Origin of the sequence: Sphingomonas sp. M1-B02 (assembly GCF_026167525.1) — a bacterium.
GTDB lineage: Bacteria > Pseudomonadota > Alphaproteobacteria > Sphingomonadales > Sphingomonadaceae > Sphingomonas.
In genome coordinates, this window is record NZ_CP110679.1 from 2,842,407 (window position 1) to 2,863,526 (window position 21,120).

General features: G+C 66.8%; 20 protein-coding genes. 11 read left to right on the forward strand and 9 right to left on the reverse strand.

Translation table 11 applies throughout. The features are described 5' to 3' along the window. Positions 1 to 2: 2 nt before the first annotated feature. The 4 genes from purH to OKW87_RS13675 form a co-directional block, all read right to left on the reverse strand. Positions 3 to 1,568 (reverse strand): bifunctional phosphoribosylaminoimidazolecarboxamide formyltransferase/IMP cyclohydrolase, encoded by a 1,566-nt coding sequence (gene purH / locus OKW87_RS13660; protein ID WP_265540303.1) that lies wholly within the window; start codon positions 1,566 to 1,568, stop codon positions 3 to 5. A gap of 73 nt (positions 1,569 to 1,641) precedes the next feature. Further along, positions 1,642 to 3,378 carry a heparinase II/III family protein gene (locus OKW87_RS13665; RefSeq protein ID WP_265540304.1) on the reverse strand — a complete coding sequence of 579 codons (1,737 nt, stop codon included), beginning with the start codon at positions 3,376 to 3,378 and terminating at the stop codon, positions 1,642 to 1,644. After that, positions 3,375 to 4,031 carry a ribulose-phosphate 3-epimerase gene (gene rpe / locus OKW87_RS13670; RefSeq protein WP_265540305.1) on the reverse strand — a complete coding sequence of 219 codons (657 nt, stop codon included), beginning with the start codon at positions 4,029 to 4,031 and terminating at the stop codon, positions 3,375 to 3,377. Before rpe ends, OKW87_RS13665 begins: the two co-directional genes overlap by 4 nt. Positions 4,032 to 4,299: 268 nt before the next feature. Then, on the reverse strand, positions 4,300 to 4,497 hold the full coding sequence (locus OKW87_RS13675; RefSeq protein ID WP_265540306.1) for a ribbon-helix-helix domain-containing protein: 198 nt from the start codon (positions 4,495 to 4,497) through the stop codon (positions 4,300 to 4,302). 116 nt (positions 4,498 to 4,613) lie between these two features. On the opposite strand from OKW87_RS13675, the gene OKW87_RS13680 reads away from it, so the two are divergent. The 7 genes from OKW87_RS13680 to OKW87_RS13710 all read left to right on the forward strand — a co-directional run bounded on the left by OKW87_RS13680 (position 4,614) and on the right by OKW87_RS13710 (position 10,308). After that, positions 4,614 to 5,429 (forward strand): TerC family protein, encoded by an 816-nt coding sequence (locus OKW87_RS13680; RefSeq protein WP_265540307.1) that lies wholly within the window; start codon positions 4,614 to 4,616, stop codon positions 5,427 to 5,429. 31 nt (positions 5,430 to 5,460) lie between these two features. Beyond that, positions 5,461 to 6,081, forward strand: coding sequence for a ribonuclease D (locus OKW87_RS13685; RefSeq protein ID WP_265540308.1), 621 nt, complete (start codon positions 5,461 to 5,463; stop codon positions 6,079 to 6,081). Between the two features lie 26 nt (positions 6,082 to 6,107). Then, a complete protein-coding gene (gene lptC / locus OKW87_RS13690) occupies positions 6,108 to 6,752 on the forward strand; it encodes an LPS export ABC transporter periplasmic protein LptC (RefSeq protein ID WP_265540309.1) in 645 nt (214 codons plus the stop codon). Next, positions 6,752 to 7,333, forward strand: a complete 582-nt coding sequence (locus OKW87_RS13695) for an LptA/OstA family protein (RefSeq protein WP_265540310.1) — start codon at positions 6,752 to 6,754, stop codon at positions 7,331 to 7,333. The genes lptC and OKW87_RS13695 overlap by 1 nt, the downstream gene beginning before the upstream one ends. Before the next feature lie 123 nt (positions 7,334 to 7,456). After that, entirely contained in the window at positions 7,457 to 8,233 is a 777-nt protein-coding gene (gene lptB, locus OKW87_RS13700) for an LPS export ABC transporter ATP-binding protein (protein ID WP_265540311.1), read from the forward strand. A gap of 103 nt (positions 8,234 to 8,336) precedes the next feature. After that, on the forward strand, positions 8,337 to 9,851 hold the full coding sequence (rpoN, locus tag OKW87_RS13705) for an RNA polymerase factor sigma-54 (RefSeq protein ID WP_265540312.1): 1,515 nt from the start codon (positions 8,337 to 8,339) through the stop codon (positions 9,849 to 9,851). A 58-nt stretch (positions 9,852 to 9,909) separates the two neighbouring features. Beyond that, on the forward strand, positions 9,910 to 10,308 hold the full coding sequence (locus OKW87_RS13710) for a hypothetical protein (RefSeq protein WP_265540313.1): 399 nt from the start codon (positions 9,910 to 9,912) through the stop codon (positions 10,306 to 10,308). A gap of 4 nt (positions 10,309 to 10,312) precedes the next feature. Here OKW87_RS13710 and OKW87_RS13715 read toward each other — a convergent pair whose 3' ends face one another. Beyond that, positions 10,313 to 10,750, reverse strand: a complete 438-nt coding sequence (locus tag OKW87_RS13715; RefSeq protein WP_265540314.1) for a hypothetical protein — start codon at positions 10,748 to 10,750, stop codon at positions 10,313 to 10,315. Between the two features lie 55 nt (positions 10,751 to 10,805). After that, complete coding sequence (locus tag OKW87_RS13720) at positions 10,806 to 11,801, reverse strand: ligase-associated DNA damage response exonuclease (protein WP_265540315.1); 996 nt, start codon at positions 11,799 to 11,801, stop codon at positions 10,806 to 10,808. A 93-nt stretch (positions 11,802 to 11,894) separates the two neighbouring features. On the opposite strand from OKW87_RS13720, the gene OKW87_RS13725 reads away from it, so the two are divergent. From OKW87_RS13725 to OKW87_RS13740, 4 genes are read left to right on the forward strand one after another with little or no spacing between them, the layout of a single operon-like run. After that, positions 11,895 to 12,077, forward strand: a complete 183-nt coding sequence (locus tag OKW87_RS13725) for a hypothetical protein (protein ID WP_265540316.1) — start codon at positions 11,895 to 11,897, stop codon at positions 12,075 to 12,077. Between the two features lie 32 nt (positions 12,078 to 12,109). After that, positions 12,110 to 14,524: a ligase-associated DNA damage response DEXH box helicase gene (locus OKW87_RS13730; RefSeq protein ID WP_443025054.1), complete on the forward strand. Its 2,415-nt coding sequence runs from the start codon at positions 12,110 to 12,112 to the stop codon at positions 14,522 to 14,524. Between the two features lie 43 nt (positions 14,525 to 14,567). Next, positions 14,568 to 15,575, forward strand: a complete 1,008-nt coding sequence (locus OKW87_RS13735; protein WP_265540318.1) for an aspartyl protease family protein — start codon at positions 14,568 to 14,570, stop codon at positions 15,573 to 15,575. Positions 15,576 to 15,615: 40 nt separating this feature from the next. After that, the gene (locus tag OKW87_RS13740) at positions 15,616 to 17,049 is read left to right on the forward strand and encodes a mannitol dehydrogenase family protein (protein ID WP_265540320.1); all 1,434 of its coding nucleotides are present in this window, start codon (positions 15,616 to 15,618) and stop codon (positions 17,047 to 17,049) included. Here OKW87_RS13740 and OKW87_RS13745 read toward each other — a convergent pair. The 3 genes from OKW87_RS13745 to OKW87_RS13755 all read right to left on the reverse strand — a co-directional run bounded on the left by OKW87_RS13745 (position 17,046) and on the right by OKW87_RS13755 (position 21,080). Then, positions 17,046 to 18,131, reverse strand: coding sequence for an ATP phosphoribosyltransferase regulatory subunit (locus OKW87_RS13745; protein ID WP_265540322.1), 1,086 nt, complete (start codon positions 18,129 to 18,131; stop codon positions 17,046 to 17,048). The two genes, OKW87_RS13740 and OKW87_RS13745, sit on opposite strands and share 4 nt — an antisense overlap. A 112-nt stretch (positions 18,132 to 18,243) precedes the next feature. Next, the gene (serA, locus tag OKW87_RS13750) at positions 18,244 to 19,821 is read right to left on the reverse strand and encodes a phosphoglycerate dehydrogenase (protein WP_265540324.1); all 1,578 of its coding nucleotides are present in this window, start codon (positions 19,819 to 19,821) and stop codon (positions 18,244 to 18,246) included. Between the two features lie 98 nt (positions 19,822 to 19,919). Then, positions 19,920 to 21,080, reverse strand: a complete 1,161-nt coding sequence (locus tag OKW87_RS13755) for a phosphoserine transaminase (protein ID WP_265540327.1) — start codon at positions 21,078 to 21,080, stop codon at positions 19,920 to 19,922. Positions 21,081 to 21,120: the final 40 nt, after the last annotated feature.

Sequence of the window (21,120 nt, forward strand, 5' to 3'; positions counted from 1 at the left end):
GATCAGTGCCGGAAGTGGCGGATGCCGGTGAAGACCATCGCGAGGCCCGCTTCGTCGGCGGCCGCGATGACCTCGTCGTCGCGGATCGATCCGCCCGGCTGGATGACCGCGGTGGCGCCTGCTTCGACGGCCGCAAGCAGCCCGTCGGCAAAGGGAAAGAAGGCGTCCGAGGCGACTGCCGAGCCGATCGTACGGGGCTGGTCCCAGCCGGCCTTTTCGGCGGCGTCCTTCGCCTTCCAGGCGGCGATGCGCGCCGATTCGAGGCGGTTCATCTGGCCCGCGCCGATTCCGGCGATCGCGCCGTCCCTGGCATAGACGATCGCGTTGGACTTTACGTGCTTGGCGACGGTCCAGGCGAAGCGGCAGTCGGCCAGCTCCTGCTCGGTCGGCTGGCGTTTGGTGACGATCTTGAGATCGCCGAGCGCGCCATTGTCGCGCGACTGGATCAGGAAGCCGCCGGCGATCGACTTCATCGTCCGGCCGCGGCGCGCGGGATCGGGCAAGTCGCCGGTGAGCAGCAAACGGAGATTCTTCTTGCGCGCGAAGACGGCACGCGCCGCATCGTCGGCATCGGGGGCGGCGACGACTTCGGTGAAGATGCCCGAGATCGCCTCGGCGGTCGGCCCGTCGAGCGGGCGGTTGACCGCGATGATCCCGCCGAATGCCGAGACCGTGTCGCAGGCGAAGGCGGCTTCATAGGCCTCGACCAGGGTCGCGCCGGTCGCTACGCCGCAGGGATTGGCATGCTTGACGATGACCACGGTGGGCGGGCCGTCGCGGAATTCGCTGACCAGTTCGAGCGCTGCATCGGCGTCGTTATAATTATTGTAGCTGAGTTCCTTGCCCTGGACCTGGCGCGCCTGGGCAATGCCGTTCACCCCGCCGGCGGCCTGGGTGTAGAGCGCTGCGATCTGGTGCGGATTTTCGCCGTAACGCAGTTCGGACTGCTTGATCATCGGCACGACGACGCTGGCCGGGAAGCGCTCGCCCTGGTCGACATGCGCGAACCAGCCGGCGATCGCGGCGTCATACGCGGCCGTGGCGGCATAAGCCTTCGCGGCGAACTTCCGGCGCTGGTCGAGGCTGGTCTCGCCGCCGAAAACCAAAGGATAGTCGGCCGGATCGGTGAGGATCGCGACCGATTCGTGGTTCTTGGCGGCCGAGCGCACCATCGACGGGCCGCCGATATCGATGTTCTCGATCACTTCTTCGCGCCCGGCGCCGCGCGCGACGGTCTGGGCGAAGGGGTAGAGATTGACCACGACCAGGTCGATCGCGCCGATATCGTGCGCGTCCATCGCCGCGACATGCTCGGCGTTGCCGCGCACCGCGAGCAGCCCGCCATGGACCTTGGGGTGGAGCGTCTTGACGCGGCCGTCCATCATCTCCGGAAAACCGGTGAGATCGGAGATGTCGCGGACCTCTAGTCCCGCGTCGCGCAATGCCTTGGCGGTGCCGCCGGTGGAGACCAGTTCCACGCCCTGGGCGGCGAGCGCTTGTCCGAGTTCGACGATGCCGCTCTTGTCGGAGACCGAGAGGAGGGCGCGGGAGATCTTGACCTGGTCCATGCGCGAGCCCTGTCATGGATCGGGACGCAAGAGGCAAGTCCCTTCGCGGATAATCGGGTACGAGCGGGGGAAGCTATTTCGCGCGGTGGAAGAGCCAGCTCACATTGGCGCCGCCGGCGGGGGATTCGGCGGCGATGACGAGTTGCTGGCTCGGCAGGGCACGGCCCCTCGGGTCGATCCAGACGCTGTCCTCGATCGTGACGACCCCGCCCTTGCATCGGAACTGCCAGAGATTTCCCTGCGGCGTGCGCAGGATCGCCGCGAGGCCATCGGCGGTGGGCGAGGGTTCGACCGCGGGATGGAGATGGAAGCGGACGACGAAGGGAGTCGCGCCCTTCTTGCTCCGGCGACGATCCGAGGGGAGCAGCATATCCTCGCCGCGCAGGTCACGCCCATCGTGCGACAGCGCGACGACGCGGCGGTGGATATAGCCGAAGCGGCGGGCATAGCCGTCATGGCTGGCCTCGACCCGGCTGCCATTGTCGGTCTCGTGCCGGGCGAGCTCGACTTCGATCACGCCGCGGCCGAGCGTGCCATCGGCGTGGATCGCGGTCGAATTGCTCTCCGCCACCACCAGCGTGGAATGCGCGGCGGTGGTGCGAAGCCCGTCGCACAGCGCCTTGGGGAGGCTCGCGACGGCCGCGCGGGCACCGCCGCAATTGACTATGAGGCGCTGCGCCCCGTCGGACAATTCTAACGCCAGCGTCGAGGCGCAGCCGCCTTCCACCAGCCGCGCGAGCGGCGGCGGGGCGGCGTCGAGGATAAGGACCGTCTGTCCGGCAGAGAGGCGCTGATAGCCCCATTCGCGCGCCTGCTTGAGCGGGCGGGTACGCACGCCGGTCGCCGCGATCGCCTGGGCGATGACCTCGCCCGCGATCGGCCCCGATCCCTGCCAGCTCGAAAGCCCGCGATCGCCGTGGCAGACGCCGAGCAAGGCAGTGACCATCCGGCCGAGCGCCGCCTGGACGAAGGCGGGCGGCTCGATCCGACGGGCGATATAGGCTTCGGACAGCAAGGTGAGCAGCTGGATCGCCTCGAGCTGGCCGGCGGGCGAGCGGGCCACCGTGCCGCCATCGTCGAACACCGATTGCTCGATTGCGCGGCGCAGGCCGTTCTCGCCGAACGCCCGGCGCGGATCGCCGCCGGGCAAAGCGAGACCGGCGACCAGCACCCCGCACCACGACGCCAGCCGCGGGGTGCCCGGCTGGACGCGATCGGCGCTGCGATCGAGATGCCGCGCGCCGCGGGCCAGCGCGTGGAGCACGCTGGAGCGATAGATCAGATTCTCGGCCGAGAGGATCAGCGGCGCATGCGCGGTCCAGAACAGGATGCGCCGGCCCCACAGATCGGCGCGCCAGGCAGTGTCGGTCACCTTCTCGCAATGCACCGCAAGCCAGCGGCGCATGATGTCCTCGGCGATCGGCGCGCCGACCGCGCGGGTGGTGACGCTGGAGAGGTCGCGCAGCCAGGCGAAGCTCTGGAGATATTCGGCGAAGGCGGGCGACCAATCGGGCCGGGCGAAATCGAGCGTGTCGATCGCGCGTTCCTCGCCGCGCAGGACGATGCGGCCGTCGAGCAGCGCATTGCCCCGATCGACGTCGCCGAAAAAGGGATCGTCGGGGACCGCGATGAGCTTGAGCGGGTGGCGGCCCTTCAGCCGCATCGCGTGGAGCGGCGTGCCCCAGGTCAGCCGCTGGAACCGTTCGGCGATGCGCTCGGCAAGGCTGAGCCCGCGATCGCCGCCGCTGCGGATGAGCCTTTTGCCTGCCTCGATTCCGTCGGCGGCGGAATCCGGCGGCGTGGCGTTCACCCGCCGCGCAGCGCGGCGATGTTCGCCGCATAATGCGACGGGCCGCCCTGGAAGGTGGCGGTGCCGGCGACCAGGGCGTCGGCGCCGGCGGCGATCACCCGCGGCGCGGTCTCGCGATCGATACCGCCATCGACCTCGAGATCGATCGCGCGGCCGCTCGCGTCGATCCGGCGGCGCAATTCGCTGATCTTGGGAAGCTGCCCCTCGATGAACTTCTGTCCGCCGAAACCGGGATTGACGCTCATCACCATGATCAGATCGATCATGTCCATGACATGATCGATCGCGTCGACCGGCGTCGCCGGATTGAGGACGACTCCGGCGCGCTTGCCCAGCGCCTTGATCGTCTGGAGCGTGCGATGGAGATGCGGCCCCGCCTCGGGATGCACCGAGATCGTGTCCGCCCCGGCATCGGCGAAGGCGGCGAGCATCGAATCGACCGGCGCGATCATCAGATGGACGTCGAACGGCTTGGCGCTGTGCGGGCGCAGCGCCTTGATCACCGCGGGCCCGATCGTGAGGTTGGGGACGAAATGCCCGTCCATCACATCGACATGGATCCAGTCCGCCCCCGCCGCATCGATCGCGCGCACTTCCTCGCCCAGACGTGCGAAATCGGCGGACAGGATCGAGGGGGCGATGCGGATAGACATGTCACTCGCTCTAGCATGGCTTGATTCGCACGCAACTGCGGTGCTGCCCGGGAGAGGGCAAGTCAGCTCTGCCCTGTGCGGAAACTCGAATTGATCAAGCGACGCCAGCGCTCGATCCAGCGGCGGACGTCCATCGCCTTATGCTGCACGCGCTGGATCGCAGGTACGATTCCGCGGTGTTTCTGCCGAAAGCCTGGACGCCATATGCGAGGATTTCGGCGAGGTCGGAAGCAGCCGCTGCGCTGATCTCGACGCGAAGCAAAAAGGTTCAGCCGCTGCGCGACGCAGCGATGATATCTTCGATCGTGCGATCGCCAACGCCGGATGCGCGGCCAAGGTCGGTCGCGGCCTGGAGCCGTTGTCCCGCTTCCGAATCGTCGAGATCGCGCTGCATCAGATCGCGCACATAATCGCTCATACTGTCATAGCCGCCATCGGCCACCCTGGCGTCGGCCCAGATCTTCAAGCGCTCCGGCAGGGAAACATGCATCTCGACCATGGCGCCGATATAGCGATTTCGGACCTTCCTGTCATCGTACGTCCCCGCTTGCGCCGGCGCGCATCGCGCGGCAGGAAAGCCGCATGGACTCTATCATGGAATTGCTCGCCAGCCCGGCCGCCTGGGCCGCGCTCGTCACGCTGATCGTGATGGAGGTCGTGCTGGGCATCGACAATCTGATCTTCATCTCGATCCTGTCGAACAAGCTGCCTGTCGAGCAGCGCCAGAAGGCGCGGCGGATCGGCATTTCGCTCGCGCTGGTGATGCGGCTGGGGCTGCTGACGATGATCGCCTGGATCGTCGGACTGGTGCAGCCGGTGTTCGACCTGGGGATCGTCGGACCGCTCGGCGCGCATGGCGAACCGGCGTTCGAGACGGAATTTTCGTGGCGCGACCTGATCCTGATCGCGGGCGGGCTGTTCCTGATGTGGAAGGCGACCACCGAGATCCACCACAGCGTCGATACCGACAGCCACGATACCGACACGCTGCTCGACAAGACCAAGGTGGTGCAGATGACCTTCGCCGCGGCGATCGTGCAGATCCTGCTGCTCGACATCGTCTTCTCGATCGATTCGATCCTGACCGCGGTCGGCATGACCGAGCATGTCGAGATCATGTATGTCGCGGTGATCTTCGCGGTGATGGTGATGCTGCTCGCCGCCGATCCGCTCGCCAATTTCATCAACGGCAACCCGACGGTGGTGATGCTGGCGCTCGGCTTCCTGCTGATGATCGGCATGGTGCTGATCGCCGAGGGCTTCGGCGCGCATGTGCCCAAGGGCTATATCTACGCGGCGATGGGCTTCTCCGCCGGGGTCGAGGGGCTCAACATCTGGTCGCGCCGGGCGAAGGATCGCAAGGCGGCGGCCAAGCGCGGCGATGCCCCGGGCCATTGAGGTGAGAGGCGAACCGGTCTAGGCGGCAGCCATGACCGTATATTTCCACGAAGAAGACCTGCCCGAGGGCATTTTCGCCCCCGGCGCCTCGATTGCCGTCGACACAGAGACGATGGGGCTGATCACCCCGCGCGACCGGCTGTGCGTCGTCCAGCTTTCCGACGGCGGACCCGACGAGCATCTGGTGCGCTTCGGCCCGCGATCGGCCTATGACGCGCCGAACCTGCGCGCCCTGCTGAGCGATCCCGAGCGGCTGAAACTCTATCATTTCGCGCGCTTCGACCTGGCGGCGATCCGCTTCTATCTGGGGGTCACCGCGGCCCCGGTCTATTGCACCAAGATCGCCTCCCGGCTCGTGCGCACCTATACCGATCGGCATGGGCTGAAGGAGCTGGTCCGCGAATTGCTCGGCCAGGAAATCAGCAAGCAGCAGCAGTCGTCGGACTGGGGCGGCCCCGAGCTTTCGGACGCGCAGAAAGACTATGCCGCATCGGACGTGCGCTATTTGCATGCGATGAAGGCGGAACTCGACAAGCGTCTCGAGCGTGAAGGGCGGATGCCGCTTGCCGAAGCCTGTTTCAATTTCCTGCCCTGGCGCGCCGAGCTCGATCTGGCGGGCTGGCCCGAGGTGGATGTCTTTGCGCACATCTGATCCTCGACTGCACCGCGAGGCGCGCAATGTCTGACGTGGCCGCGCGGCTTCGCTCGCAGAGGCGCGGCTGGGCGCATCCGGGCAGCCATCACGATCGCATGGTGCAACTGGCGCTGATCGTGCTGCCGATGGGGATCGGCGTGCTCGGCGCCTTCCTGGTGGTGGCGCCGCTGCTGATGGGCGGCGATGCGAGCTTCGTGCTCGACAAGAACAAGGTCGATATCGCCGAGGAGCGGCTGCGGATAGACAAGGCCGAGTATCGCGGCGAAGACGGCAAGGGCCGGCCCTTCCATCTCCATGCCGGATCGGCAGTACAGCGCAGTTCGGCCGAACCGGTGGTCCAGCTCAACGATCTGGCCGCCGAGATTCGGCTCGATGACGGACCCGCCTCGCTCAAGGCCGATCGCGGCCATTACGACATGACCACCGAACGCGTCGCAGTGGACGGCCCGCTGCGCTTCCAGACCTCCGACGGCTATGTGCTCAATACGCATGACGCGACGGTCGATCTGAAGACGCGGACGATGCAAAGCGGGGGCGCAGTGACCGGCAATACCCCCACCGGCGTGTTCAGCGCGAACAAGCTGACCGCCGACCTGGAAGGACGAACGGTCGCACTGGAAGGCAATGCGCGCTTGCGGATCGTGCCGAGCCGCGCAAATAGACAATGATGAACCGCCGATCCGCCCTGCGCTCGCTCGCTCTGCCTCTGGCACTGCTCGTGGTGGCGCCCGCTGCCGCGCAGACGCGGCACGATTCGTCTGCGCCGATCGACTTCGCGTCGGATCGAATCGAGCTGCAGGACCGCGCGAATCGCGTGCTGCTGAACGGCAATGTTCGAATCACCCAGGGTCCGATGACGCTCACCGCGGCGCGGATGACGGTCCTCTATACCGGCCAGATCACCAACGGATCGCCCCAGGTTTCGCGCCTCGATGCCTCGGGCGGGGTTACCGTGGCACGGCCCGACCAGACCGCGCGCTCGCAATATGCGGTTTACGACCTCAATCGCCGGGTGATCACGATGATCGGCGCAGTGACGCTGCGCCAGGGCAGCAACACGGTTTCGGGCGGACGGCTTTCGATCGACCTGGATACCGGGCGCGCGACGATCGACGGCTCGGGCGTGAGCGGCGGCTCGGTTCCCGGCCAGCCCGGAGTCCAGCAGCAAGGCGGGCGCGTCACAGGCCGCTTCTCGGTGCCTAGCCGCGGGACGAGCACGCCGGCGGCCCCGCCCGCACCCCGGCAATAGTCGCCCTTTTTCCACGGTGCATCGCAGCACCCCTTCCCAGCGATGCAAATCTCATGCAGGAATCCTGCCAAATAGCGCCGCGCTAAGCTTGCGGTAACCGAGCCAGTCCATGCGGGAACTGCCATGAACGACGTCGCCACGCTTGAAATGCCCGTCGCGGATCCGGTGCCGCTGCCCGACAAGGGGCTGGCGGTGGTCTCGATCGCCAAATCATACGACAAGCGCGTGGTGCTGACCGACGTCTCGGTCTCGGTCGCGCGCGGCGAAGTGGTCGGCCTGCTCGGGCCCAACGGTGCCGGCAAGACGACCTGCTTCTATTCGGTGATGGGGCTGGTGAAGCCGGATTCGGGCCGTATCATGCTCGATAACGAGGATATCACCAAGCTGCCCATGTATCGCCGGGCGATCCTGGGGCTCGGCTATCTTCCACAGGAAACCTCGATCTTCCGCGGGCTGACGGTGGAGAAGAACATCCTCGCGGTGCTCGAGCTGAGCGAGCCGCAGCGCGACGCGCGGCAGGCGCGGCTGGATACGTTGCTCGACGAGTTCGGGCTCACCCGGCTGCGCACCGCGCCGGCGATGGCGCTGTCTGGTGGCGAGCGGCGGCGGGCCGAGATCGCCCGCGCGCTTGCAGCGGACCCGACGATCATCCTGCTCGACGAACCGTTCGCCGGCATCGATCCGATCTCCATCTCCGACATTCGCGACCTGGTGATCCAGCTGAAGCAGCGCGGGATCGGTGTGCTGATCACCGACCATAATGTCCGCGAGACGCTCGAGATCGTCGATCGCGGCTATATCATCTATGACGGCCGCGTGCTGTTCGCCGGATCGCCGGGCGATCTCGTCAAGGACGAGAATGTCCGTCGCCTCTATCTCGGCGAGAGCTTCGAGCTCTGACAATGGTTTACGGCACCGGCCCGCTCCCCCACCCGGCCACCCAACGGCAGTATCATATGGGTGGCCGGGTGGGGGAGCGGGCCGGTGCCGCTCGGGGCCAGCGATGAGTCTCGCGCCTCGCCTCGACCTGCGGCAGTCGCAATCGCTGGTGATGACGCCGCAGCTGCAGCAGGCGATAAAGCTGCTTGCGCTGTCGAACCTCGAGATCGAGACTTTCATCGCCGAGGAGCTGGAAAAGAATCCCCTGCTCGAATCGCAGGGCGGCGGCGAGGATGCGCCCGACGTGGCGGCACCCGAGCCGGTGCCCGATTTCGAGGAGGTACGCGATGGTCCGGCCGATGCAAGCGAGCTGATCCAAGGCGGCGAGGCGGCGGGCGAGGCTGCGCTCGACGTGGATTTCACCGCCGAAAGCTTTCACCATGACAGCGCCTCGGACTCGGTCGGCAGCCTCGACGGCAGCCTGGGGCTGAGCGGGGCGAGCGGCGGCAGCGGATCCGAGGATGGGCCCGACTTCGACAATTTCGGTAGCAGCCAGCTGAGCCTGGCCGACCATCTGATGGCGCAGGCGGGGGCCAGCGTGAGCGGCGCGGACCTGTTCATTGCCGCGCATCTGATCGACCAGATCGACGAAGCGGGCTATCTGACCGCGTCGCTGCTCGACGTCGCCAATCGCTTGAACGTGCCGCTGGCGCGGGTCGAGGCGGTGCTCGGCATCATCCACGGCTTCGATCCCACCGGGGTGGGCGCGCGCAACCTGGCCGAATGCCTGGCGCTGCAGGCCAAGGAGGCCGATCGCTACGATCCGTGCATGGCGCGGCTGATCGACAATCTCGATCTGGTCGCGCGCGGCGACATGGCGCGGCTGCGGCGGATCTGCGACGTCGACGAGGAAGATCTGGCCGACATGATCCGCGAGCTGCGCAACTACGACCCCAAGCCCGGCTGCCGCTATGGCGGCGAGCCGACGCTGTCGGTGGTGCCGGACATCTTCGTCGCGCGGCGCGGCGCGGGCTGGGCGATCGAGATCAATGCGGCGACGCTGCCGCGGGTGCTGGTCAACCGGGCTTATTATACGGAGATCGCGACCGGGCATCAGGACAAGAGCAGCAAGGCCTGGCTTTCCGACATGCTCGCCAGCGCCAATTGGCTGGTAAAGGCACTCGACCAGCGCCAGCGTACGATCATCAAGGTGGCGAGCGAGATCGTGAAGCAGCAGGAGGCATTCTTCCTGAAGGGCGTCGCCCACCTCAAGCCGATGACGTTGCGTCAGGTTGCCGACGCGATCGAGATGCACGAATCGACCGTAAGCCGGGTGACGTCGAACAAATATCTGAGCTGCGCGCGCGGGCTGTTCGAGCTCAAATATTTCTTCACCAGCGCGATCCAGTCGGCCGATGGCGGCGACGCGGTCTCGGCGCAGGCAGTGAAGAGCGCGATCCGCGCGCTCATCACTGCGGAAGATGCCAAGGCGATCCTGTCCGACGACACGCTGGTCGATCTGCTGCGGGAAAAGGGATTCGACATCGCCCGCCGGACAGTGGCCAAATATCGCGAAGCATTGGGGATCGGCAGTTCGGTGCAGCGTCGCCGCCAGAAGGCATTGGAAGGCGTCGGGTAAGTCGATACGATCGCGGCGACTTTAGGATTTCGAAACGCTTGCCGCTTATTCGAGCAGGATGAGCGCGGAATTCTCGATCACCGTCGATCCCTCGGTGGATCTGGTCCGGATGCAGATGGGCGGGCTGTTCGCACCCGAGGACATTCAGGATTTTCTGGAGATGCGCCGCCGCGCGCACGCCGAACTGCGCTGCGCCCCCAACCAGCATCTCACGCTCAATGATCTGCGCGCGATGAAGATCCAGCCGCAGGAAAGCGTCGCCCGTTTCCAGGAGGTGCTCGCCGACCCGGTCTATCGCTCGCGCCGCCTCGCCTTCGTGATCGGGCGGACGCTGGCACGCAGCCAGCTGCTGCGCGCCTTGTGTGGACGGGGCGCATACTGCTTCGACACGGTGGCGGATGCGGAAGCCTGGCTGTTCGCCGAGAAAGGCGCCCCACCGCTGCGGCAGAGCGCCTGACCGGTCAGCGCGCTGGCTTGTTGCCGGAGACGATCGAGTCGAACTTGGCCTTGGGCAGGTTGATCAGCAGCCCTTTGTAATTCTTCGCGAAAGAGTCGAATTCCACTTCGACCTTGCCCGCCTCGCCGGCGACCACCGCAAATTCCTTGCCGACCGACTCGATCGTCCCGAGCGGAACGCCTTTCGAATCGCGCACCTCGCTGCCCTGGATAATGTCTTCTGGACTTGCGGGGACCGGATTCTTGGACTTGGTGGGGCCTGCGCGGCGCCCTGCGACCTCGTCGCGCATCCGCAGGAAATCGGTCACCCGATCGTCGGGGCCGCGCATCTCCGGTGAGGGCGGCTGGGGGGCCTGGACTGAAGGCGGGGGCGCAGTTTGGGCAAAAGCCTCGCCGGACAGAGTCAAAGCGACAGCCACCGCCGCAAGTTCAAGCATACGCATCCAGCCTCTCCTCTTTTGCGATCATGGTATCGCTAACAAGAGTGGCGGGCAATGCTCAGTCGTCCTCGTCCTCGAAGCCGACGAGATCGAGCGCGCGGGCCTTGATCTGGTGCAGTCCGCACCAATGGACCAAGGCGTCCTCGCGGCCATGCGTAACCCATACTTCGCGTGGTGCTATTTCGCGGATCGTGGTGGTGAGTTCGTCCCAATCCGCATGATCGGACAGTATCAGCGGCAGCTCGATATTGCGCTGTACGGCGCGCTGGCGGACGCGCATCCAGCCGCTCGCCATCGCGGTGATCGGATCGGGCAGGCGGCGCGACCAGCGATCGTTGAGCGCGCCTGGCGGGGCGAGGATGATCCGCCCCTCGAGTTCGGCCTTGGCGACGCCGGTGGCGGGGCGCAGGTCGCCGAGATCGACACCGAGTTCGACATAGAGATCGCACAGCCGCTGGAGCGCGCCGTGGAGGTAGATCGGATCGTCGAACCCCATCACCCGCAGCTCGCCGATCACGCGCTGCGCCTTGCCGAGCGCATAGGCGCCGACGAGGACGCAGCGCGTGGGGTTTGCGCGGAGCGCGGCGAGCAATTTGTCGAGCTCGTCATGCGTTTCGGGATGACGGAACACGGGTAAGCCGAAGGTCGCCTCGGTGATGAAAATGTCGCAGGGCACCGGCTCGAAGCGCGCGCAGGTCGGGTCGTCGCGGCGCTTATAGTCGCCCGAGACGACGATCCGCTCGCCTTTGTGATCGAGCACGAGCTGGGCCGATCCGAGCACGTGGCCCGCGGGGACGAAGCCGACCTCGACCTCCCCCATCCGGATCGATTCGCCATAGGCGACCGGATTGCCGGCTTGCGGGCCATAGCGGCATTCCATGATGGCCAGCGTCTCGGGCGTGGCCCAGACCTGGCCATGTCCGCCGCGTGCGTGATCGGCGTGGCCGTGGGTGACGAGCGCGCGCGGGACGGGGACGCTAGGATCGACCCAGGCGTCTGCGGAGGGGATGTAGATGCCCGTAGGATGCGGCTCGATCCAGTTGCCTAATGCCATATCCTCCATATGGTTATGTGCCGCCGAGGTTCCAAACGGATCGAAAGCGCGCCGCCTTTCGTTGGATCGGGCGAACGGCACAGGAGGAACCACATGGATCTATCGAGCATGCAGGGAGTGATCGTCGTCGTCGCGCCGATCCTGCTGGCGATCGCGATCGCCTGGGCGATGTTCCACAATCGCGGCACGCGCAGCGAAGTCGCGCGGACCGAAGAGGCGACGCGCGCGAACTATGATCGGCAGGACCAAGAAGACAAGGATCGCGACGACGCCTAGCGGGGCGCCCGGCGCCGACCTAGATGGCTGAGGTGGCGCCCACGGACCTCCCCAGACCCCTGACCGACTGGTTCGCCGCGCGCGGCTGGACGCCCAGGCGGCATCAGCTGGAGATGCTGGCGGCGGCGCAAGCGGGCGAACATGCCTTGCTGGTCGCGCCGACGGGTGCCGGCAAGACGCTGGCGGGGTTTCTGCCCAGTCTGGTCGAGTTGATCGAGGCGCCCACCGATCGTCTCCACACGCTCTACATCTCGCCGCTCAAGGCGCTCGCGGTCGACGTCCAACGCAATTTGCTGACGCCGATCGAGGAGATGGGGCTCTCGATCCGGGTGGAGACGCGCACCGGTGACACGCCCTGGGACCGGAAGGTCCGCCAGCGCGCGCGACCGCCCGAAATCCTGCTCACCACCCCCGAATCGCTGAGCCTGCTGCTGTCCTACGAAGACAGCATGATGATGTTTGCCGACCTGAAGACGGTGGTGATCGACGAGGTCCATGCCTTCGCCACCGGCAAGCGCGGCGACCTGCTCTCGCTGGCGATGGCGCGGCTGCAGGCGCTGGCGCCGAACCTGCGCCGCGTGGCGCTCTCCGCCACCGTCGCCGATCCCGATGGGTATCGCGCCTGGCTGGCGCCGCATGGCGATATCGATGCGGTGACGCTGGTGCAGGGCGAGAAGGGCGCCGACCCCGACATCGCGATCCTGCTGCCCGAAGGCCGGGTGCCCTGGGCCGGGCATTCGGGCGTCTATGCGATGCCGCAGGTGATGGCCGAGATCGAGACGCACAAGACGACGATCGTCTTCTGCAACACGCGCGGACTTGCCGAACTGATCTTCCAGCAATTGTGGAAATATAACGAGCTCAAGCTGCCGATCGCGGTCCACCATGGCAGTTTGAGCCTGGAGGCGCGGCGCAAGGCCGAGCAGGCGATGGCCGACGGCAAGCTGCGCGCGCTGGTCGCGACCGCCAGCCTCGATCTGGGAGTCGATTGGGGCGATGTCGACTGCGTGATCCAGATGGGCGCGCCCAAGGGTTCGTCGCGGCTGCTCCAGCGGATCGGGCGGGCCAACCACCGGCTCGACGAATCGTCCGAGGCGATCCTCGTGCCCGGCAATCGCTTCGAATATCTGGAGGCGCGCGCGGCGCTCGACGCGGTCGAGGAAGGCGAGCTCGATCCCGACATATTCCGCGCCGGAGCGCTCGACGTGCTGGCCCAGCATATCATGGCCTGTGCCTGCGCCGCGCCGTTTCAGGCCGCGGATATGCTGCAGGAAGTGCGCGCAGCATTGCCTTATTCCGCGCTCGATCAGGAAACGTTCGAGCGGGTGCTGCAGTTCATCGCCGACGGCGGCTATTCGCTGCGCGCCTATGACAAGTTCAAGCGGCTGACGCAGGGGCCGGACGGGATGTGGCGGGTGACCAAGCCGACCTTTGTTGCGCAGCATCGGCTCAATGCGGGGATCATCGTCGAGGCGCCGATGCTGGACGTGCGCTTCAAGAACGGGCGCAGGCTGGGCAAGATCGAGGAGGGGTTCGGTTCGACCCTGTCGCCGGGCGACACCTTCTTCTTCGCCGGGCTGAGCCTCGAGGTGGAGCGAATCGAGGGGACCGACATGATCGTCCGCGCGACCGCCAAGCAGGCGCGCTACGTTTCCTATATGGGCGCGCGACTGGCGATCACCTCGACGCTGGCGAACCGGGTGCGCCGCTATCTCCACGATCGCAGCCAATGGCCGCGCTTTCCCGACGATGTCCGCGAGTGGCTGGAGATGCAGGACCGGCGATCGGCGCTGCCCGCCCCCGCGCAGTTGCTGGTCGAAACCTTCCCGCACGAGGGCAAGCACCATATGGTCGCCTATAGCTTCGAGGGATGGAACGCGCACCAGTCGCTCGGCATGCTGATCACCCGGCGGATGGAGGCGATGGGGCTCAAGCCGTTGGGCTTCGTCGCCAACGATTATGCGCTGGCGGTCTATGGGCTCGAGAAGATCGTCGATCCCGCCGCGCTCTTCTCGCCCGACATTCTCGAGCATGAATTCGTCGACTGGGTCCAGCAGTCGGCGCTGCTCAAGCGCGCCTTCCGGGAAGTCGCGATCATCGGCGGGCTGGTCGAGCGGCAGCATCCGGGCAAGAAGAAGACCGGGCGGCAGGTCACCTTTTCGACGGATCTGATCTATGATGTGCTCCGGAAGTACGAGCCCGACCATCTGTTGCTCACCGCGGCCTGGGCCGATGCCCGCGCGCGGATGACCGATGTCGGGCGGCTCGCCCATCTGCTCGATACCGCCGCCGAGACGATGCTCCATGTCGATCTGGAACGGGTGAGCCCGATGGCGGTGCCGGTGCTGATCATGATCGGGCGCGAGAAGATCGTCCAGGGTTCGGGCGAGGATGCGTTGCTGGTGGAAGCAGAGGGGATCGCGGCGGAGGCGATGCGGCCCGACTGAAACAGCGATTGCTGCGCAACATGCGAAGGTATAGAAGGATGCCATGTTCGGAGTCCTTCGCCCGTTCATGCTCTTCCTGGCCCCGCTCGCCCCGGTCGCGGATGTGCGCCAGCCCGGCCAGGATCCCGAGCTTATAGCCACCGGCGGAACGGTAGAGACTACGCTTCTCACGTTGGGCGAGCTCGACGCGCGGCTGACCGTGCCGGTCGCCGTGGGGATGCACGGACCCTATAATTTCATCATCGATACCGGCGCCGAGCGTACCGTGGTCTCGCGTGAGCTGGCGGGGCTGTTGCAGCTGGCGCCCGGCGCGCCGGTGCAGCTCACGTCGATGACGGGCACCAGCCGCGTTGCGACGGTGGTCGTCCCCGATCTGGCGATCAAGGCGGTCGGCGATCTGCATACCGTGGTGGCCCCGGCCCTGTTCGCGCGCAACCTGGGCGCCGCCGGGTTGCTCGGCATCGACACGCTGCGCAATCATCAGGTCTCGATCGATTTCGAGAAGGGCACCATGGCAGTGCAGCCGAGCACGCGCCGGCCCAGATACACTCGCCGCGACCCCAACACGATCGTCGTCACCGCGAAGAGCGTGTTCGGCCAGTTGATCGTCACCGATGCCTATTACGGCGCGACTCGGGTACAGGTCGTGCTCGACACCGGATCGCAGGTGACGATGGGCAACAGCGCGCTGCGCAAGCGGGTGGGGCGCCTCGGAAATCGGGCCAAACCGATCCTGCTCACGAGCGTGACGGGCGACACCGCCATGGCCGACTATACGTTCGTGCCGAACATCAAGGTGGGCGAGATACTCTTCGGCGCAATGCCGGTCGCCTTTGCCGATGTCGCGCCGTTCGAGCGTTTCGGGCTGACCAAGCGCCCGGCGCTGCTGCTGGGCATGGATGCACTGCGCAGCTTCCGCCGAGTCGATATCGACTTTCCCAATCGGCAGGTGCGCTTCCTGATGCCCAAGGGCACTCGGATCGAGCTCAATACGACGAGCTCGTCGATCATGCCGGGGGTGAAGGGCAGTTCGCCGGTCAAAAGCTACTGACCAGATTGACTCGATAGCTCGCCGCCTGTCTCAGGGCGGCATGACCATCCTTTCGCGCGCCGCGCTCGCCGCCCTTCCCGCCGCCATCGCCCGCCCCGGGCACGCGCCCGATTCGATCCGCACCGGCATCGTCCATTTCGGCCCCGGCGCCTTCCACCGCGCGCACCAGGCGGCCTATGTCGACCGGCTGCTCGATCAGGATCCGCGCTGGGGAATCGCCGCGGTCTCGCTGCGCAGCCCGGGCACGGTCGCGGCACTCAAGGCGCAGGACGGGCTCTACACGCTTGCGGTGCTCGATCGGGAGCCGAGCATGCGGATCATCGCCGCGCATTCGGATGCGATCGGCCCGGGCGAGGGCGCGCGGCTGCGCACCTTGCTCGCCGATCCCGCAGTGCGGCTGGCGACGAGCACGGTGACCGAGAAGGGCTATTGCCTGGGCGGCGACGGGACGCTGGATTTCGCGCATCCCGATATCGTCCATGACCGGCAGCGCCCGGCCGAGCCGGCGAGCGTGATCGGCTGGATCGTCGCGGGCCTGAGCGATCGCCGCGCGGCGGGGGCGGACCCCTTCGCAATGCTGTGCTGCGACAACATGACCGGCAACGGCGCGAAGCTGCGCGCCGCCTGCATCGCGCTCGCACAGGCGCAGGACCCGGCTTTGGCCGACTGGATCGAGGGGGCGGTGGCCTTTCCCGATTCGATGGTCGATTCGATCACCCCGGCGAGCGATCCGGCATTCCTGGCCAGCGTCGGCGCGGCGCTGGGGGTCGAGGATCAGGCCGCGGTCCAGCGCGAATCCTTCGCACAATGGGTGCTCCAGCGCTTCGACATGGCCGACGGCCCCGACTTCGAAGCCGCCGGAGTGACGATGACCAGCGATGTCCGCGGCTATGAGCAGGCCAAGCTGCGCATCCTCAACGGCGCGCATTCCTCGCTTGCCTATATCGGCTTGGCGCGGGGCCATGAAACGGTGTTCGAGGCGATGGCCGATCCCGAACTCGAAGCGTTCGTGACGCGGCTGGTCCATCACGATATCGCCGCGTCGCTGAGCCCGGTGGAGGGGCTGGACGTCGCTGCCTATGCCGATGCGGTGCTCGATCGTTTCCGCAATCCGGCGATCCGGCATCTGCTCTCGCAGATCGCCTGGGATGGTTCGCAGAAATTGCCCTATCGCCTGCTCGATACGGTGCGGGCGGCGCTGGATGCGGGGCGCGGCGTGGAGCGGCTGGCGGTGCCTATCGCGGCGTGGATCGCCTTCGTGCGCGGCAAGGCCGAGGCAGGCGAGACGATCACCGATCCGCTGGCCGATACGCTGGCGGAGGCCGCGACATCGGGCAGCCCGGTCGGCGCGATGCTCGCGATCGAGCCGGTATTCGGCGCGCGACTCGCGCAGGACGAACGCTTCGGGAAAGCGCTGACCGATGCCTTCGAGCATATCGCGAAGGGCGACATCGCCGCGCTGCTGGCGCGCTAAAGCGGGGCGGGACCCTCGGCCGTGAGGGCGTGGCTGCAGAGCTGCGCCTCGGGCGTATCGTCGGTCTCCAGCGCCGCGACCGTGACCCAGCCTTCGTGGCGCAGCGCCGCGCCCGTCGCCTTCGGGGTGCCGAAGGGGAGGAACAGTCGCCGCCGCTCGCCGGTGCCGAAGCCTGAATCGAGGATCGGGTCCGCGAACAGCGAGAAGCCCACCGCAGGTTCCTCGCGCCCGCCGTCATGCACCACGGTGTAGCTGCCGCCACGGCCGATCTCGCCGCGGACGCCCCGGGCGAAGATCGAGAAGCCGAGCCAGCTCTGATATTCGAAGCCGTGTCGCTCGGTCGGGTCGAGCGTGAGCGTCGCCTGGCCGTCGATCGCCGCGGCGATCTGCGCCAGCCCGTCGAGCCGGCTGGTGAGCTGCCCGGTATCGATCGCGCGGAGCCGCGCCATCGCCGCATCGAACGGCCCCGCCGCCTCGATCAGCGGCAGATAGGCAGGATCGATCGCCGCGACTCCGCCAGCATCCTTGGCGTCGAGCCGCTCGCGCAAGGCCTCGAGCTGCGGCGCATCGGCGGCGAGCGTGTCGACCAGATCGGGAAGCGTGAAATCGAGCGAGAGGCCGGTCACCCCCGCCGCCTGGAGCGCCTCGATCGCGACCTGGACGATCTCGCTGGCGGCGGCAACGGTATCGAGCCCGATCAGCTCGCAGCCGATCTGGCGCTTCGAGCGCTGGGGGTTGAGCGCCGAGGCACTGAGCTTCAGCCCTTGCCCCGCATAGGATAGCCGCACCGGCCGCGGATGATGGGCCATGCGGGTCGCTGCGATCCGGCCGACCTGCGCGGTGAGGTCGGGTCGGATCGCCAGCGTGCGCTGCGACACGGGATCGACGAAGCGCACTGCGTCACGCAGCCCGCCCGCCTTGAGCCGGCTCGCCAGTTCGTCAGCGAATTCGGCGAGCGGCGGATCGACCTGTTCATAGCCATAGAGCCGCGCGACGCCGAGAATGCGCGCTTCCAGCCCTGCCGCGGCATCGGCGGCGGGGGGCAGGCGATCGTGGAAGCCCTCGGGCAGGAGTCCTGTCATGCGCCTCCCCTAGAACAATCCGTCATCCCGGCGAAAGCCAGGATCTCGTGCCACCTGGCGTTCGCCTGCGGCACGAGATCCTGACTTTCGTCAGGATGACGCGCGTCGCACGTCAGAACTTCAGCGCCATCGCGGTCTTGACCCCCGGCAGGCTCCGGACCTTGCCGATCAGCTCGGCGGTCACTTCGTCGTCGACCGAGAGGAGGAGCACCGCCTCGCCGCCGGCCTGGCGACGGCCGAGGTGGAAGGTGCCGATGTTGACGCCGGCCTCGCCCAATGTGGTACCGAGCCGGCCGATGAAGCCGGGGGCATCCTCGTTGACGATGTAGAGCATGTGGCCGGCGAGATCGGCCTCGACCTTGATGCCGAACAGCTCGACCAGCCGCGGCGCCTGATTGCCGAACAGGGTGCCCGCCACCGAGCGGTCACCCGCCTGGGTGCCGACGGTGACGCGCACCAGCGTGTGGTAATCGCCTTCGCGCTCGTGGCGCACTTCGCGCACGTCGAGCCCGCGCTCCTTCGCGAGGAAGGGTGCGTTGACCATGTTCACCGTGTCCGAATGGACGCGCATCAGCCCGGCGAGCACCGCGCCGGTGATCGGCTTCTGGTTGAGCTCGGCGGCGGCACCCTCGACTTCGATCGAGATCGAGCTGAGCGAATCATGCGCGAGCTGACCGACGAGGCTGCCGAGCCGCTCGGCGAGCGCCATATAGGGCTTGAGCCGCGGGGCCTCCTCGGCGGAGAGCGACGGCATGTTGAGCGCGTTGGTGACGCCGCCCGAGACGAGGAAGTCGGCCATCTGCTCGGCGACCTGGATCGCGACATTGACCTGCGCCTCGTTGGTCGAGGCGCCGAGATGTGGGGTGGAAATGAAGTTGGGCGTGCCGAACAGGGGCGATTCCTTGGCCGGCTCGGTCACGAACACGTCGAGCGCGGCGCCGCCGATATGGCCGCTGTCGAGCCCCGCCTTGAGCGCGGCCTCGTCGATCAGCCCGCCGCGCGCGCAATTGACGATGCGCACGCCCTTCTTGGTCTTGGCGAGGTTTTCGGCCGATAGGATGTTGCGCGTCTGATCGGTCAGCGGCGTGTGCAGCGTGATGAAATCGGCGCGCAGCAGCAGATCGTCGAGGCTCATCTTCTCGACCCCCATCTCGATCGCGCGCTCGGGCGTGAGGAAGGGATCGTAGGCGATCACCTTCATCTTGAGGCCCAAGGCGCGATCGGCGACGATCGAGCCGATATTGCCCGCGCCGATCAGCCCCAGCGTCTTGCCGGTGACTTCGACGCCCATGAAGCGGTTCTTCTCCCACTTGCCGGCCTGGGTCGACTTGTCGGCCTCGGGGAGATCGCGGGCGAGCGCGAACATCAAAGCGATGGCATGTTCGGCGGTGGTGATCGAGTTGCCGAAGGGGGTGTTCATGACGACCACGCCCTTGGCGCTGGCTGCGGGGATATCGACATTGTCGACGCCGATGCCGGCTCGGCCGACGACCTTGAGGTTGGTCGCGGCTTCGAGGATTTCCGGGGTGACCTTGGTCGAGCTGCGGATCGCGAGGCCGTCATACTGGCCGATGATCGCCTTCAGTTCTTCGGGGGTCTTGCCGGTGATCTCGTCCACTTCGACGCCGCGCGCGCGGAAGATCTCGGCGGCCTTGGGGTCCATTTTGTCGCTGATGAGTACTTTTGGCATTTTGTTTCTCCGCCCCGTCATTCCGGCGAAAGCCGGAATCCAGGGTTACAAAGGATGTCGCTTTTGGCTCTGGATCCCGGCTTTCGCCGGGATGACGATTACGAGGCGCGGGCGGTCGCGTAGGCCCAGTCGAGCCAGGGGCCGAGCGCCTCCACATCGGCGGTCTCGACGGTCGCGCCGCACCAGATGCGCAAGCCGGGAGGAGCGTCGCGATAGCCGGCGACGTCGAGCGCCGCGCCTTCCTTCTCGAGCAGCGACGCCATCGTCTTGATCAGCGCTTCGTCGGCGCCTTCGACGGTCAGGCAGACGCTGGTGGTCGAGCGGATCGACGCATCGGCGGCAAGATTGCCCAGCCAGTCGCGGGTCGCGACGATCTCCTCAAGTGCGGCGGCATTGGCGTCCGAGCGGGCGATCAGCCCTTCGAGCCCGCCCAGGCGCTTCGCCCATTCGAGCGCGAAGATCGCGTCCTCGACCGCGAGCATCGAGGGGGTATTGATCGTCTCGCCCTTGAACACGCCTTCGGTCAGCTTGCCCTTGGAGACCAGGCGGAACACCTTGGGCAGCGGCCAGGCGGGGGAATAGGTCTCCAGCCGCTCGACGGCGCGGGGGCCGAGGATCAGGACGCCGTGGCCGCCTTCGCCGCCCAGCACCTTCTGCCAGGAGAAAGTGGCGACATCGATCTTGTCCCAGGGAAGGTCATAGGCGAACACCGCGCTGGTCGCGTCGGCGAAGCTCAGCCCTTCGCGATCGTCGGGGATCCAATCGCCATTGGGGACGCGCACGCCCGAGGTGGTACCGTTCCAGGTGAACAGCACGTCGTTCGACCAATCGACCGCGGCCAGATCGGGCAGCTGGCCATAATCGGCGCGCAGCACCGTGGGGTCGATCTTGAGCTGCTTGACTGCGTCGGTCACCCAGCCTTCGCCGAAGCTTTCCCAGGCGAGCGCGGTGACCGGCTTTGCGCCCAGCATCGTCCACATCGCCATTTCGAAAGCGCCGGTGTCGGAGCCGGGAACGATGCCGATACGATGCGTGTCGGGGAGCTTGAGCATCTCGCGCATCAGGTCGATCGCATATTGCAAGCGGGTCTTGCCGATCTTCGAGCGATGCGAGCGGCCGAGCGAATCCACGGCAAGCTTGGACGCATCCCAGCCCGGAGGCTTGGCGCAGGGACCGGAGGAGAAATAGGGGCGCGCCGGCTTCGTTGCGGGCTTGGCGGCGGACGCGGCTGTGGCGTCGGTAACGGCAGAATCAGTCATGTCAGTCTCTCCTTACAGAGAGCACGCGCGGCGTTGGGAC

Coding starts and splice junctions, on each gene's coding strand:
- purH (WP_265540303.1), bottom strand. CDS start 1,568: ATGGACCAGGTCAAGATCTCCCGCGCCCTCCTCTCGGTCTCCGACAAG.
- rpe (WP_265540305.1), bottom strand. CDS start 4,031: ATGTCTATCCGCATCGCCCCCTCGATCCTGTCCGCCGATTTCGCACGT.
- OKW87_RS13680 (WP_265540307.1), top strand. CDS start 4,614: ATGGACTCTATCATGGAATTGCTCGCCAGCCCGGCCGCCTGGGCCGCG.
- OKW87_RS13685 (WP_265540308.1), top strand. CDS start 5,461: ATGACCGTATATTTCCACGAAGAAGACCTGCCCGAGGGCATTTTCGCC.
- lptC (WP_265540309.1), top strand. CDS start 6,108: ATGTCTGACGTGGCCGCGCGGCTTCGCTCGCAGAGGCGCGGCTGGGCG.
- OKW87_RS13695 (WP_265540310.1), top strand. CDS start 6,752: ATGAACCGCCGATCCGCCCTGCGCTCGCTCGCTCTGCCTCTGGCACTG.
- lptB (WP_265540311.1), top strand. CDS start 7,457: ATGAACGACGTCGCCACGCTTGAAATGCCCGTCGCGGATCCGGTGCCG.
- rpoN (WP_265540312.1), top strand. CDS start 8,337: ATGAGTCTCGCGCCTCGCCTCGACCTGCGGCAGTCGCAATCGCTGGTG.
- OKW87_RS13710 (WP_265540313.1), top strand. CDS start 9,910: ATGAGCGCGGAATTCTCGATCACCGTCGATCCCTCGGTGGATCTGGTC.
- OKW87_RS13715 (WP_265540314.1), bottom strand. CDS start 10,750: ATGCGTATGCTTGAACTTGCGGCGGTGGCTGTCGCTTTGACTCTGTCC.
- OKW87_RS13720 (WP_265540315.1), bottom strand. CDS start 11,801: ATGGCATTAGGCAACTGGATCGAGCCGCATCCTACGGGCATCTACATC.
- OKW87_RS13725 (WP_265540316.1), top strand. CDS start 11,895: ATGGATCTATCGAGCATGCAGGGAGTGATCGTCGTCGTCGCGCCGATC.
- OKW87_RS13735 (WP_265540318.1), top strand. CDS start 14,568: ATGTTCGGAGTCCTTCGCCCGTTCATGCTCTTCCTGGCCCCGCTCGCC.
- OKW87_RS13740 (WP_265540320.1), top strand. CDS start 15,616: ATGACCATCCTTTCGCGCGCCGCGCTCGCCGCCCTTCCCGCCGCCATC.
- OKW87_RS13745 (WP_265540322.1), bottom strand. CDS start 18,131: ATGACAGGACTCCTGCCCGAGGGCTTCCACGATCGCCTGCCCCCCGCC.
- serA (WP_265540324.1), bottom strand. CDS start 19,821: ATGCCAAAAGTACTCATCAGCGACAAAATGGACCCCAAGGCCGCCGAG.
- OKW87_RS13755 (WP_265540327.1), bottom strand. CDS start 21,080: ATGACTGATTCTGCCGTTACCGACGCCACAGCCGCGTCCGCCGCCAAG.